11 protein-coding genes are annotated in these 11,789 nt (G+C 41.8%); 3 read left to right on the plus strand and 8 right to left on the minus strand.

Going from position 1 to position 11,789, the window contains the following annotated elements:
• Positions 1-462: 462 nt before the first annotated feature.
• The 4 genes from TOL9009_RS0133690 to rpmI form a co-directional block, all read right to left on the minus strand.
• Entirely contained in the window at positions 463-987 is a 525-nt protein-coding gene (locus TOL9009_RS0133690) for a tetratricopeptide repeat protein (protein WP_029637758.1), read from the minus strand.
• Between the two features lie 36 nt (positions 988-1,023).
• Entirely contained in the window at positions 1,024-1,905 is an 882-nt protein-coding gene (locus TOL9009_RS41375; protein WP_084763440.1) for a transporter substrate-binding domain-containing protein, read from the minus strand.
• Between the two features lie 302 nt (positions 1,906-2,207).
• On the minus strand, positions 2,208-2,564 hold the full coding sequence (gene rplT / locus TOL9009_RS0133700; RefSeq protein WP_029637759.1) for a 50S ribosomal protein L20: 357 nt from the start codon (positions 2,562-2,564) through the stop codon (positions 2,208-2,210).
• A 19-nt stretch (positions 2,565-2,583) separates the two neighbouring features.
• Entirely contained in the window at positions 2,584-2,781 is a 198-nt protein-coding gene (gene rpmI / locus TOL9009_RS0133705; RefSeq protein WP_029635737.1) for a 50S ribosomal protein L35, read from the minus strand.
• A 65-nt stretch (positions 2,782-2,846) separates the two neighbouring features.
• On the opposite strand from rpmI, the gene TOL9009_RS0133710 reads away from it, so the two are divergent.
• A complete protein-coding gene (locus TOL9009_RS0133710) occupies positions 2,847-3,041 on the plus strand; it encodes a hypothetical protein (protein WP_029635738.1) in 195 nt (64 codons plus the stop codon).
• A 113-nt stretch (positions 3,042-3,154) separates the two neighbouring features.
• Here TOL9009_RS0133710 and TOL9009_RS0133715 read toward each other — a convergent pair whose 3' ends face one another.
• Positions 3,155-5,647 (minus strand): ATP-dependent helicase, encoded by a 2,493-nt coding sequence (locus TOL9009_RS0133715; RefSeq protein ID WP_029637760.1) that lies wholly within the window; start codon positions 5,645-5,647, stop codon positions 3,155-3,157.
• A 123-nt stretch (positions 5,648-5,770) separates the two neighbouring features.
• On the opposite strand from TOL9009_RS0133715, the gene TOL9009_RS0133720 reads away from it, so the two are divergent.
• Positions 5,771-7,450 (plus strand): glycosyltransferase family 39 protein, encoded by a 1,680-nt coding sequence (locus TOL9009_RS0133720; RefSeq protein WP_199341443.1) that lies wholly within the window; start codon positions 5,771-5,773, stop codon positions 7,448-7,450.
• 79 nt (positions 7,451-7,529) lie between these two features.
• Here the strand turns inward: TOL9009_RS0133720 and TOL9009_RS41380 are convergent, their stop codons facing one another.
• From TOL9009_RS41380 to TOL9009_RS0133735, 3 genes are all read right to left on the minus strand, one after another.
• Positions 7,530-8,075: an FHA domain-containing protein gene (locus TOL9009_RS41380; RefSeq protein WP_051503193.1), complete on the minus strand. Its 546-nt coding sequence runs from the start codon at positions 8,073-8,075 to the stop codon at positions 7,530-7,532.
• A gap of 109 nt (positions 8,076-8,184) precedes the next feature.
• Positions 8,185-9,375 carry an RNA-guided endonuclease InsQ/TnpB family protein gene (locus TOL9009_RS0133730; protein ID WP_029637762.1) on the minus strand — a complete coding sequence of 397 codons (1,191 nt, stop codon included), beginning with the start codon at positions 9,373-9,375 and terminating at the stop codon, positions 8,185-8,187.
• Positions 9,376-9,491: 116 nt separating this feature from the next.
• The gene (locus tag TOL9009_RS0133735) at positions 9,492-10,574 is read right to left on the minus strand and encodes a RuBisCO accumulation factor 1 (protein WP_029637763.1); all 1,083 of its coding nucleotides are present in this window, start codon (positions 10,572-10,574) and stop codon (positions 9,492-9,494) included.
• A gap of 236 nt (positions 10,575-10,810) precedes the next feature.
• Between TOL9009_RS0133735 and TOL9009_RS0133740 the strand changes: the two genes are divergently transcribed.
• Positions 10,811-11,749, plus strand: coding sequence for a response regulator (locus TOL9009_RS0133740; protein WP_029637764.1), 939 nt, complete (start codon positions 10,811-10,813; stop codon positions 11,747-11,749).
• Positions 11,750-11,789: the final 40 nt, after the last annotated feature.

Raw genomic sequence — 11,789 nt, forward strand, 5'->3', positions numbered from 1 at the left:
GCTAATAGCTAAAGTCCTCTAAAGAGGACTATGAAGCAATATAAAGTCCACTTAAGTGGACTTTCGCTATTAGCCAGAGAATTTATTCTCTGGCGGGAGATTGGACAAATGAAAGATATTAAATAGGGTTTGCTGAAAAACTCTAAAAAGCGAACCTAGATGCCACACAGTATACAAAATGGTAGTTTCGGAGGTTGGTTTTCAAATTCACCCTACAATTTTCCACCAAAATGCAGGGATTTTGAGACGGATAATGCCATAGGTTTGCACCTGCTTGGAATAAAAAGGATTGAAACTCTTATTTGGAAGGGGTTATAGCTATATTCAGCAAGCCCTAAATAGACATCTGTTAGAAATGAACTATGCGTTGCCCAAAACCCTTGTAGAGACGTAGCACTGCTACGTCTCTACATCTTTTCCACTCCTATGTCTAATGAAATAACTATCAACGAGGAAAGTTGATTACGCAGAAACCAGACGCCGTAAAGATTGAGCGCGTCGTTTCGCTGTAGCATTATTGGCGTCAATTTTCAGTGCTTCTTCGTACATTTCTAGAGCTTGAGCAGTTAAATTCTTTTTCTCGTAGGCATGAGCGAGATTATTCATCGCTGTTACATACTCAGGTTTCAATTTAAGCGCTTCTTTGTATTGACGAATCGCTAAATCATACTGTTCTTGTGCGAAGTAAGTATACCCCAGTCCATTATAAATCGGCGCGGTATTTTCTTCGCCTTCTTCTTCGGCAGCTTTAAGGGCTTTTTGAAAAAGTCCGATCGCTTGAGTAAACACTTTCTTTTCCGAATAAATACTCGCTAACTCATAATATTCTTGAGTCGTACCCTTTCCTGTACTCAGTTTTTTCCGCAAGCGTGACATTGAGCTTTCTCTTCTGCGACTTTTGAAGACTTCGCGAAAAATGCTCACGACTGCGAAGCCGAGCAACACAACGAAAATTGAGAGATAAAAAACCGCTAGATTGTTATCCATTGTTTTTATTGGGGATTAGGGACTAGGGATTAGGGACTAGGGACTAGGAAAGAGATTATCATAGCGGCTCTGTTTATTCTCAATTCCCAGTTTCCAATCCCCAGTTCCCAGTCCCCAGTATTTTATGCGTTCAGTAAGCCAACCATTCGCGATGTAACGAGCGATCGCTTCATTTACTCGCTGTCGCAATTCATCGTACTGTAATCCCTTGGGCATTACTACCGATAAGGGTTGTGTTGATAGTTTAGTTGAAAGTAAGCGATAACCACTATATTGTTGCACCCAACCGCTGAGGACGCTGGCATCTGCCGCAAAAGCGTCACAATTATTCTTTTCTAAAAGCGATCGCGCTTCTTCGTAAGAATTCACTCCCACTAACTCCGCAGTTGGTATATAATATTTTACTTCCGCAATCGTGCTAGACCTGTTCAAAACGGCTATTTTACGTCTAGCAAAATCCTTAATCCGTTGCGCTGAAGCATCTTTGGTGATTAAGACTGTCCCATCAAAATAGTAGGGAACACTGAAGCTAACTAAACGAGCGCGTGATTCGGTTGCTGTGACTCTAGCTATGGTTAGATCAACTTGATTATTTAAAACTACAGTCAGGCGATCCCTATTAAGGACAGGTTTTAACTTGACTGCGTTTTCTTTGCCTAATAAGTCTTTCCCTAAGGCTTTCCCTAAGTCGATTTCTAATCCTTGCAGTTTGCCGCTGACATCAGTAAATCCCAACGGGCGTAAATTATTTTTAACTGCAATTTTTAAGTAGCCACGTTGCTGAATTTCTGGCAGTTTTGCGGCATTTGCAAGTAATGGGCTGTGTGCAAAAGACAAGCTCAGGAAAAAAATCAAGGTGGCGGATAATACCAGATGCAACCGAGTAATTGCTTTCCTTCTGTTACATCCGTTATTCATCAGAAAAATGGGTAGAAACCCCGTCCTAGAAGGACGGCTTTATATTTAAATGCTGGTTTTTGAATGGATATAATCCCAGGAACCAGAAAACCCGTAATTTGTCCCCTCGCCCAACAAATCCAGAATGTCTTGGCATTACCCAACGACTAAACAAATAGTCTTGCAAAATATCCGAACTGGGGAAGCATTCGGATGTGCGTATCAGAATCTGTCTCAGTGGGCTATTCAACACTTGCGTCATTAAGTTTGTTCTTAGCAATCCTCGTCCCTAAAAGGGGCGAGGTAGTTGAACCGTTGCACCTTTATCCCTTGGCTTGACTAGCTAATTCAACGACTTTGGTGAAAGCGGCTGAATCGAGGATTGCAATTTGCGCTAACATTTTGCGATTGAGTTCAATGTTGGCTTTTTTGAGATTGCCAATTAACTGACTATAACTCAAACCGTGTAGCCGTGCAGCAGCGTTGATGCGGGTGATCCACAAACGACGAAAATCGCGTTTGCGGTTTTTGCGATCGCGATAAGAACTCCGCAGCGCTTTCATCACTTGTTGATTAGCGGTTCTAAATAAAGTTGAGTGAGAACCACGAAAGCCTTTGGCTAGTTTGAGAATTTTTTTGCGGCGTTTACGAGCTACGTTACCGCGTTTTACTCTTGTCATTGTTTAATTTTGGATTAATTTACAAATAGGGAAGCATTAAGCGGACATTTTCGGCATCGCTTTCGTCTACAACTGCCATCTTAGACAAATTACGCTTTTTATTCGCAGTTTTGTGCTGTAGAAGGTGATTTTTGAAGGCTTTGCGACGCATGATTTTACCAGTAGCGGTAACGCGGAATCGTTTCGCCGCAGCTTTCCGGGTTTTTAGTTTAGGCATAAACTAACTTTAATTCGACACGATCCCTAATTATAAGCTAAAAGAAATAAAAGCGCGGAGATTTTATGCTGACCACCAAGAAGCTGACTTTTGAGGAATTTCTCGCCGAGTACCCAGATGGCTATGGTATTTTTGAACTTGTGAATGGCGAGATTGTTCAAGTGGAAGCGACTAGAGCACATAGGAATGTAGCACGATATCTCATGTTTAATTTCAATGATGAAATTAGACGTTTGGGAATAGGAAGAACCCCACCCTAACCCTCCCCGCTTGCGGGGAGGGAACCGGATTTTCCCCTAAGAGCTTGCGGGGAGGGGATTAAGGGGTGGGGTTCTTTCTATGCAGCTTCACAAATAATTGGTATGACTATTGACTAAATCCTGACACATTCCGGAAACTGCTGCTTTAACGCCGGAAAAACTGGACATGCAGCTTGTTGTTGTAAATTATCCGGTTTACTCCAAGTAAATGGCGCCATCTTCGCGGCAGACATCCACAACAAACGCTTTGCCCGCGTCATCGCAACATACAATAAACGGTATTCTTCAGCAGTTTTCAGGTGTTTTGCCTGTTCCCAAGCAGCGGTGGTGCTGGGTATACTTTCTTCACCGTGGAGCGCGACGCGAATTTGGGCGCGAGCAACTTCTGATAAAGTAAAGTCACCCAAAAATTGCCTTTGGGGAGGAACCCAAAATCTACCGGGAATTAAGTTTTCGTGCAGAAAGGGCAGAAAAACAAAGTCCCAATCTAGCCCTTTTGCTTTGTGCATGGTAATAATGGTAAGTTGACCAGCACGAGTGTAACGCGCTTCTACATCCTCAGTTTCCACAGGTTCAAATCGTTCGGAACTGACGATTTCACTTAAAGCTGCCAGCATTGCCCCCATCGAACTATTACCAGCTATTTGCCGATTTACTCGTTCTGCAAGTTTGTCTGCTGTTGCAAGTTCAGCTTGGTCGTAATGTAACACCAAAGCGATGAAGGAAATTAGCTCATACAAAGGCAGTTCTAAGCGAGCGCGAAGTAAATTGCGACACAATCGGCAAGCTTTCTGCACTGTTTCTGTTTGCGCTGGTGCCAAGGGACTTGGATAGAGAAATTCTTCGGGAAGACTCGCGAGAGCGTTGAGGTCTTGTGTGGGGACTAATTGACGCTGTACCAACACTTGTAAGGCAGCTTTGAGGTAATCGGGGGAATGAGGGCGATCGCAAAATTGCAGTATTGCTAAAATATCTTCTGGGACATGAGAATGGCGATCGCGTTCTCCCACATCGTAAAGTACAATTTTATGCTCTTTGCACACCGGGGCAAGCGCTTCAGCTAACCAGCGTCCTTGGCGATTTTCCCGGACTAAAACTGCCGCACGGGTATTCGTTGGATCTTCGGCAAATAATTCAATTACCCTTTCAGAAAGTAACTCGACGGTATGATGAATATCCCGTGGAGTATAAAGTTCTAATCCCCTACCGATTGGTTGTGGGTTAACATCATCTCGGCGATGATTTGGTTCAACGGGGTAAATTCTTTGCGGTCTAAATGGAGTTGTGGAAATAGGATTTTTTGCTTTATTTAAATTAGTTAAATCTTTTTTATAAAGACCATTTACCCATTCCAAAGCAAAATTTGCCGCTTTAATGATAATTTCAGTACTGCGACCAGCCTGATACATTGTTACGAGTCTGTCTTGCGCTTTGCACTCTTCGCAAAATTGCCGAAAATAAATTGGATCGGCTGGGGTAAAGCTAGAGTTAATTGCTTGGTTAGGATCACCAACCCGCACCAAGTTGATTTTGGGGGAATTGGGCATTGGGCATTGGGCATTGGTAATTCTAACTCCCCCTGCCTCCCCTGCTCCCCCTGCCTCCCCTGCTCCCCCTGCCTCCCCTGCTCCCCCTGCCTCCCCTGCTTCCCCACTCCCCCACTCCTCCCCATCGCTTGCCAAAATTTCCAAAAGCTTGGTCTGCAATGGGCTGGAATCTTGAGCTTCGTCTTCAAAGACGGCAAAAACTTGATTTTGCTCGATTCGTCTGGCGCTGTCGTTTTCTAAGACGCGCAAAGCTGCTAAAATCATGTCGTCGTAGTCGATGAAGTCACGCGATCGCATTAAATTCTGATATTGTTCATATAATCCGGCGGCTACACTCAAAATGGCGTATTCGTCTGTGGTTTGTTTACTCCACTCGCGCAACTGTTCTGGGGATATACCCGAACTTTTTGCTTCGTGAATCACTGTCAGCGCTAATTCTGGCAATATTTCGGTTCGCAACACTGATTGACGACGCAATCTTTCTGTTTCTTCACCGTCAAATTGATGACCTTCTAACAATCGGTAATAACGGTCGGAATTATTGCCAATCCATTGTTCTACTGCGGTACGTATAAAACGGTGACTTTGGCTTGGTGTAATTAATGTGACATTTTCTAACTGTAAACCAGATAAATCACCATGACGACTAGCGATATTTAATGCCAAACCGTGCAAGGTATAGACAGTGAAACCAGTTTGAGGTAGAGATAATTTATTTTTTAAATATTCGCGAATTTTTGCTTTAATATTGGCAGCCGCAGAGCGAGTAAAGGTGACTACAATCAGTTGACGACGCGCTTTTGTGCGATCGCCAGATTCATATTGACGAGCGATCGCGATCGCCGCAGTTGCTGCCATACCCGTAGATTTACCAGCACCGGGAACTGCGGAAACAGCTAAAAGACCAAAACGCCAATCAGCCATTTTTTGTTGTCCTAACCGCAAACTGTTGCGGATAAGTGCTACAGCGGTTTCCCGCACTTTAGAAGCTGATTGCGGAGATATTTCTTTTTCCAGAGATTCGTGAGGCACCGGATCGGTAAAATTAATGTCTGACATAAAGGGGGATTAGGCATCGGGCAATGGGCATCGGGCAATGGGAATAAAAAGAAGTTTCAGAATTTCTATGCCTTATGCCCAATGCCCCATGCCCCATGCCCTACATTTGTTAACAGCTAAATAATGAAAAAACGTCTTTACATACATTATCTAATTTTAATTGGCGCGATCGCTCTTGGTGCAATTTTGCGATTTTGGCATTTGGATTTAAAACCGCTGTGGATGGATGAGGTGATTACTGCCATCTTCAGCTTGGGCAAAAGTTATAATGATTTGCCTTTAGGTGTGGTGTTTCCTCTTGAGCGAGTGCAGGAGATTTTTACTTTTCAGCCGAAAGTTAGCTGTGCGGAAATTGCCGAAAATATCGCTAGACAATCTACCCATCCCCCGCTATTTTTTTGCTCTATGCACGCTTGGTTGGGGTGGCTGAGTGATGACGGGCAAAATTTGGTGTTAAAATTGCGCGAGCTTCCGGCTTTATTTGGTGTGGGAGCGATCGCGGCAATTTATGCTGTTAATCTTGCCTTTTCTAAAACATCTGCTTTAACGGCAGCAGCTGTGATGGCTGTCTCACCTTTTGCTGTTTATCTATCCCAAGAAGCACGACATTACACTTTGCCCATGCTCTTGATAACTTTAGGGTTATTAGGACTAATGCAAATTCAGCAAGACATATTTCTCAAACAAAAAGTCAGATTTGGGGTTTGGTTTACATGGGCAATTATTAATAGTATAGCTCTTTATGTACACTATTTTTGTGTTCTGGCATTTATCGCCCAGATAGCAACGTTAATTTTACTTATATATTATCCAGCTACAGCCAAGTCTATCAAACAAATTAAGCATCAAATCTGGTTTGCTTTGATTCTATCTATTAGTGCTGTTGCCATTAGCTTTATTCCTTGGTTGATGGTGACGTTTAGTCATTTTCATCGTTCGGAAACTGATTGGCTGAATACTCGCGCACACATCGCTCCTTTTTATCAAACTTTGATTAATTGGGTGTTGATGGTGATTACTTTACCTGTTGAAAATCAGCCTTTACCAATAGCAATTATCTTTGCTTTGTTAATGTTGATATTTGCTATTTGGGTAGGACGGCAAATCTTTCTAGGTTTGAGGGTTTTATGGCATACACCAACAACTCATTTAGCTACATTAACGCTTTTAAGTTTCTCTGGTTGGGTGTTGTTAGAATTCTTTGCCATTACCTATTTATTGAAGAAAGATATTACTATTGTTCCTCGTTATAACTTTGTTTATTATCCCAGTTTCTGCGCCTTAATAGCAGCTAGCCTTACTAAAAGTCAAAATTACAAAATCAAAAATCAAAGGATTATATTGATTTTTTTAATAGTTGGTGTTATCAGTTCTACTTTTGTTGTTTCTAACTTAGTATTTGAAAAACCTTTCAAACCAGAGCAAGTTGCTCGTAATATCAACCAAAATCCTAGTGTACCGCTAATCGTTGTTATGGGATATAGAGATAATCAAGATGTGGCTTTGGGTTTAAGTTTTGCTTTGGAAGTGGAAAAAGTTAGAAAGATTAATTACAACCAAAAGTTAGATAAATTTGCTTTTTTTAAGAACTCTCAAGAACTTTCTCTTTGGCAACAACTTTCTCAATTACCTGCACCGGCAATTTCTAAAATGAATTTATGGGTGATTGCACCGGGAATAAAACGAAGAGATTATCCACCGCAAATAGCAGTTTCTCAGCTGAATTGCATAATTGATTCTACGCAGCATCACCGTATCGGAGTGCCTTATCAATTGTACCGCTGTAACGATTTAAAATGGTAAATTTGGGGTTGTAGTAGAGACGTTCCGCTGGAACGTCTTTACAATAATATGTGTAATTTTAGAGATATGAGATTACATGTCACCGAGGTAATTTCTTGAGGAATTTTTGGAGCGATCGCCAACTATAATTCAAGATGTTCCTAAATATGCTGAAAAACTTGCCTAAACCATCTATCAAAGAGGGTTTCGCGTTCGTATCCAAAAATTCCATCTGAATAACTGTACTTGGATTATTCAGTGAGGTAGGAGGATCAATAGCTACCTTTTGCTTTTGTTTATTGAGAAATAAAAATGTGACTTTACTTCCCGGACCTAAATCTATTTTATCTCCTAAATTGAGCGGATAACGCTTTTTTTCTTCTAACCTGATGTTGTTGAGAAATGTCCCATTAGAACTTCCCACATCTACAAGATAATAAATGCTTTTTTCTATTTGAATTTCTGCATGAAGTCGTGAAACAAAATTGGCATTTGGCAAATCGGAGACATTGATATCTCCTAACAATTGATTTTTTGGTTTGCCAATGCGAATTGTAGTTAAAGTTGGTATTAAAGCGAAACAAGTGTCAGTTTGAACATGAAAAAGCTCTAAATCTGTTGGTGGTAATCTGCCTGAGTTTTGCATAAGTTGCTTTTGCAGAGCAATTTTTCAATTTATCTAGATTCTTTGCCTTGGTAGCAAAAAGGCTCTGTGTTGACACTCCGGGCGCGTGAACGCACGGGGATTCTTCTATCTATGAGACAGCTTGCTCTAACAGGATTGCTCCAATTAAAGTAGAGGTTGTTTCTCCAGAAGCGTTGCTTGCGTCTAGCGCAAAGGTTCCGGTATGCCCTACCGTACCCAATCCTAAATTAAGAATGTTTATCCCGGCATTATGATCTCTATCGAGTTTGCATCCGCATTGACAAACGTGTGTGCGAGTAGACAGAGACTTTTTCACAATTACGCCACAGCTAGAACATTCTTGGGAGGTATATGAGGGATTTACAGCAATAGTAATCCTCTTAAATACTTTGCCAAAATACTCCAGCCACACCCTAAATTGATACCATCCAGCATCATTGATTGACTTTGCCAAACAATGATTTTTTACAATGTTCTTAACCCTCAAATCTTCGTAGACTACAACATCGTTTGATGTGATTACGCACCTTGCCAACTTCACGGCATGGTCTTTACGTTGTCTACTTATTTTAAGGTGAACTCTACCTAATCTAGTTCTAGCTTTACGTCTGTTACTAGAACCTTTGACTTTCCGAGAAACGAGTCTTTGTGACCGCTTCATTTTCTGTTCCCCAGTTCGATAGAACCGAGGATTTTCAACTTTATTCCCAAGTGAATCGGTATAAAAGCTTTCTAGCCCTACGTCTAGCCCAATCGTCTGATGGGTAGGTTTAATGGTTTCTCTTCGGTCTGCTGATATGCAGAATTGGACATAATAGCCATCTGCCCGTTTAATTAGCCTTACGCGCTTAATTTGGTCGGGTTGATAAAAATTTAGGTCACGAGTACCTTTCATTTTTAATTTACCGATTCCATTTTTATCACTAAAGACGATAGATTTTCTGTTTTCAGACAACTTCCAACCACTCGTCTTATACTCTACGCTTCTACAACATGATTGAAAACTTGGATAACCCTTTTTACCCGATATCTTTTTCTTGCAGTTGTCATAAAAGCGAGATATAGAAGCCCATGCCCGTTCTGCTGCGGCTTGTCTAGCCATTGAGTTTAATTTATCTGCAAATGGAAACTCTTTAGCCAATAATGCACAATGCCGTGAGAGTTCAACCCAAGATTTAGCTTGACCATCCATCCACAATCTAATTGCTTTATTCCGAATAAACTGAGTTGTTCGGATGGCTTCATCAATTGCTTGAAACTGTTTTGCTTTGCCGTAGGTTTTGAACTCAAAAACTAACATGGAGTTTTCTGTTTATCTTGGTCTTATGATAGCATAGTCTTCATAAGACAATCAAAGAAAATACAATAAAAGCCGTCCTGGAAGGACGGGGCTTTAGACCCAACCTTTCGGTAACTTTATTCGTCTATTTGCCAGGAATCCTTGGTTATTTCTTCATCCAGGATTTTCTTAGGACGAACGACGACAACAATTCGACCCAACAGAGGAATTGAGGGTGCGGTTTCAAACCATTGAAAATCAAGTTCGCCGGCGTTGTCAACCACAAAATAGCTGCCGTCATCCCATTCTTGAACTGCGCGATCGCACACTACTAAAACTGTTTCTGATTTGGGTTGTGTTTGGTTGGGTAGGCGATCGCTTTTACATAAAATTACTACTGGATCGGATGCACCTAAAACTACTTGCCAACCTGGTAAAGGTACCCAAGCTTGCTCTCCTGCAAATTTTACCATGCGAAATGGTTCAATTTGTTCGACTAAAGGAACAGCTTGCAAATCTTCGGTTTTTAAAGGCAATTCACCCGCTACCGGCACCAGACGCGGCAAATCTTCTTCAGATTCTAGCCGGAAAAAGGGTAAAATTGGCGCGGGACGCTTAGGAACGACAGTAAAGTCAGTTAATAATTGTTCTATTTGCTTTCTCGCAGTAGGTGAGGAAGCAAAGCGTAAACCTTTGGCAATGAGACGCGATCGCTCTTGTAAATCTGAGTATTGACGGGCAAGTTTCCAACATTGATAAGCAACTGCATCCCCTGGATGATTAGAAAACCCATCCGGTAAGGTGGGAAAACGGGAGAAATCTTTGATGGCTTTTGCCACTTCTCGTGCTTCGTCGGCGTCAAGCTGGTGTTGAAAAGTAACTTCAGCAGCAGAGGCGCGTTCTGAGTTGCTTAACAGACGCAATTCATATAAAATATCACTACCGCGTGTGCCGTAATGCGATCGCACTTCTGGTGATGCCCCGACTTGTTCTATAGAATTGTAAACTTGAGCGCCGACAATGACTTGATTTTGCTGAATCGGTTCAAAACCGGTAGCTTCAAAAATGTCTTGGGGATTGTGACCACTTTTTTGCAGTTGAGCGATCGCCATTCCCCATTCCACCCAGTTGCCTTGTTTTTGCCTGAGCTTTCGCAGCAACTCAAGTGCAGCATCGTCAGCTTTGTCAGAATTTTGAGGATTGGGTGGTAAGTCAGTCATAATTTGCTCTTAATCGCGCACGATTCCAATATCATTTTAAGGTTTAATCGTTTTCAATTACGCAATCAAGAACATCGCGATCAACGCGGATTTTCAGTCTTTTACTGTACCACTACCTAAAGTCCAATTTTAGAAACCTTAATTACATCCGTAAATTTTCGCAAGGTTTATGAGTTTTTTCCAAATAAACTTGGTATGGAATATAACAAGATGGGTACTATTTAAGTAATTACCTTATGGATAATCCCATTTCCGAAATTGATAAAGTCCGCCGTCAATTGATGACTATAGAACGACCCAAGAAACTGAAAATCCTCGTTGTTGACGATGAGCCAGACAATCTCGATCTGCTTTATCGTACCTTTCGACGTGATTTTCATGTCCTCAAAGCCGATAGCGGTATCAACGCTTTAGAAGTTTTGGCAACATCCGGGGAAGTAGCGGTAATTATCTCCGATCAGCGGATGCCAGAAATGAAAGGAACTGAGTTTCTCAGCAAGACTGTACCACAGTTTCCGGATACAGTCAGGATAATTCTTACAGGTTTTACTGATATTGAAGACTTGGTAGAAGCGATTAACGCCGGACAAGTCTACAAGTACATTACCAAGCCTTGGGACCCAGGTGAACTCAAAGCGGTAGTGCAGAGAGCCGCAGAGACTTACGACTTGCTCAAGCAACGTACAGAAGAATTGCACCGCGCTCATGCTCAAATCGCCTTGCTGACATTTTTAGTGCAAGTAATTCAAACAACTCCTGATTTAGAAGCAAGTCTCACATCAATTGCTACGGCATTTAGTGAGACTTTCGCAACGGATGGCTGTATTTTGCAGTTAGTGGAGAAAAATACTCTTGTTAACACTCAAGGGACTTGCAGTCATACAGGTACAATTGAAAATTGGCTAGATCAAGATCCCCTGACAACCCAGGCGATCGAAGAAGGAAAAATTCAATTTTCCGTAAATGTACCCAAAGACCAAAAGCTTGCTAGTATCGCCCAATATCCAGATAATCAAGTACAAGCACACTTCATTATCCCGATAGTTTACCGCTCGGAAGTTTTGGCGGTGTTGTCGCTACAGTGGAAACAACCATGTACTTTGCGAGAAGATGAATTAGAGCTAATTCATACCTCGGCTCAACTAGTTGCGATCGCACTTACTAGTAGTCGCTAAAGCAATTCTAGATGATTTGTGAAAATTTGGGGTGTTCAGA

The organism is [Scytonema hofmanni] UTEX 2349, from assembly GCF_000582685.1.
GTDB classification, from domain to species: Bacteria; Cyanobacteriota; Cyanobacteriia; order Cyanobacteriales; family Nostocaceae; genus Hassallia; species Hassallia hofmanni.

What these genes read in the sequence shown, in the direction of transcription:
- TOL9009_RS0133720 (WP_199341443.1), top strand. Translation starts at nt 5,771, where the DNA reads ATGAAAAAACGTCTTTACATACATTATCTAATTTTAATTGGCGCGATC.
- TOL9009_RS0133715 (WP_029637760.1), bottom strand. Translation starts at nt 5,647, where the DNA reads ATGTCAGACATTAATTTTACCGATCCGGTGCCTCACGAATCTCTGGAA.
- TOL9009_RS0133735 (WP_029637763.1), bottom strand. Translation starts at nt 10,574, where the DNA reads ATGACTGACTTACCACCCAATCCTCAAAATTCTGACAAAGCTGACGAT.
- TOL9009_RS41375 (WP_084763440.1), bottom strand. Translation starts at nt 1,905, where the DNA reads ATGAATAACGGATGTAACAGAAGGAAAGCAATTACTCGGTTGCATCTG.
- rpmI (WP_029635737.1), bottom strand. Translation starts at nt 2,781, where the DNA reads ATGCCTAAACTAAAAACCCGGAAAGCTGCGGCGAAACGATTCCGCGTT.
- TOL9009_RS0133740 (WP_029637764.1), top strand. Translation starts at nt 10,811, where the DNA reads ATGGATAATCCCATTTCCGAAATTGATAAAGTCCGCCGTCAATTGATG.
- TOL9009_RS41380 (WP_051503193.1), bottom strand. Translation starts at nt 8,075, where the DNA reads ATGCAAAACTCAGGCAGATTACCACCAACAGATTTAGAGCTTTTTCAT.
- rplT (WP_029637759.1), bottom strand. Translation starts at nt 2,564, where the DNA reads ATGACAAGAGTAAAACGCGGTAACGTAGCTCGTAAACGCCGCAAAAAA.
- TOL9009_RS0133690 (WP_029637758.1), bottom strand. Translation starts at nt 987, where the DNA reads ATGGATAACAATCTAGCGGTTTTTTATCTCTCAATTTTCGTTGTGTTG.
- TOL9009_RS0133730 (WP_029637762.1), bottom strand. Translation starts at nt 9,375, where the DNA reads ATGTTAGTTTTTGAGTTCAAAACCTACGGCAAAGCAAAACAGTTTCAA.
- TOL9009_RS0133710 (WP_029635738.1), top strand. Translation starts at nt 2,847, where the DNA reads ATGCTGACCACCAAGAAGCTGACTTTTGAGGAATTTCTCGCCGAGTAC.